This is a genomic window from Oribacterium sp. oral taxon 078 str. F0262 (genome assembly GCF_000160135.1).
Taxonomy (GTDB): Bacteria; Bacillota; Clostridia; order Lachnospirales; family Lachnospiraceae; genus Oribacterium.
In genome coordinates this window covers 72,657-73,851 of the sequence record NZ_GG729935.1, presented here as the reverse complement: position 1 = coordinate 73,851, position 1,195 = coordinate 72,657, and the positions used below count along the sequence as shown (strand labels likewise).

Annotated in this window: 1 protein-coding gene and 1 pseudogene; both read right to left on the bottom strand. The window is 47.1% G+C overall.

Features of this window, described 5'->3' with window-relative positions; genetic code table 11:
- Positions 1–563, bottom strand: a 563-nt coding sequence (locus GCWU000341_RS07810; RefSeq protein ID WP_242651667.1) for a DUF3990 domain-containing protein, incomplete at its 3' end; no start/stop codon positions are given.
- A gap of 82 nt (positions 564–645) precedes the next feature.
- A pseudogene (locus GCWU000341_RS07805) lies at positions 646–1,195 on the bottom strand (transposase); the annotation flags it as partial.

The window sequence follows — 1,195 nt, the reverse complement described above, 5'->3', positions numbered from 1 at the left end:
TCAAGAATATTCAGATAGGCCTGATTGGCATCGTCACCCCTTGCCTTCCGAAGGACGTAATAGGCATCCTTTTCCGCAGCCTCAAAGCCCTCATACTTGATTTTTGAAAAAGCGAATTTTGACTTGATCACGATCTGCTCCCCCAGCTTTCCGAGGCGCATGGCGCTCGAAAGCTGCTCCACAGTGATTGCGTTGTTTAAAAACGCTTCTGCGTAATCAAAATAGGAATCATCGGCTCTGTAGCCCGTGATTAAATCGTAAGCATTGACGTTGACTCCAAAATTGTCGATCAGATAGGATTTAGCTCTTCTCGCCACGGGTGTCTTAATGGAAAACAGTCGGTGTGCAACAAGGACTGCCATCCAGTTGAGTATAGTATAATCCGGGCTGTTTAGCTTAAGAATGTTCAGAAACTCCGTGTCCAGCGTATATCGGTTGGAAAATCCGTCTCTCAGAGAAGAAACCGCCCATTCCTTGGCAAGGTCGTTGCTTTCGGTGCAGTAAAAGCCAAGCCCGAAATCATTATTCTTTCGCCCTTCTCCGAAGGTCGGTGTTTCTACGATCTGCTTTGAGCCGTGGTATATCGTCAGCAGTTTATGATATTGTCAATAATGGTTGACAGATTTTCCTCAAGGATTTACAACCCTAAGCTGCTTCCTGTAAAGATGAATAGTATCGTTGTCTCTTGACCATGGGTGGAAGGCCATCATTTGCGGAACAGATTCGACGGTTATTCCAGTAGCTCATGTAGTAACGCCAGATAAGCTCTTTTAGCTCGGTTACAGTCATCTTCTCGGTGTCATAGCGATCATATAAGAGTTCAGGTTTCATTCTCGCCCACATGCTCTCACAACGAGCATTATCATGGCAACGGCCACCATCACTGTTCATGCTCTGTGTTATATGGCAGTCCTGGACGGCTCTATGGTAGCAATCACTGGTGTACTGTACTCCGCGATCGCTATGGCAGATCGCACCTTCGATCCCCGGGTAAGCCTTATGAGCATTCCTCAGGGTTCGGGCACACAGCGGAGCCTTCATGTTGGTAGCCATTGCCAGTCCTAAGACAGCCAGATCGAAGCAGTCAAACATAGCAGAAACATAGAGTTTCCCATCACTCGCCTTGATTTCGGTTATGTCGTAACACATTTTGTCAGTGGCTCTGTTGACCTGAAATCCCGCTTGAGCAGGTTGG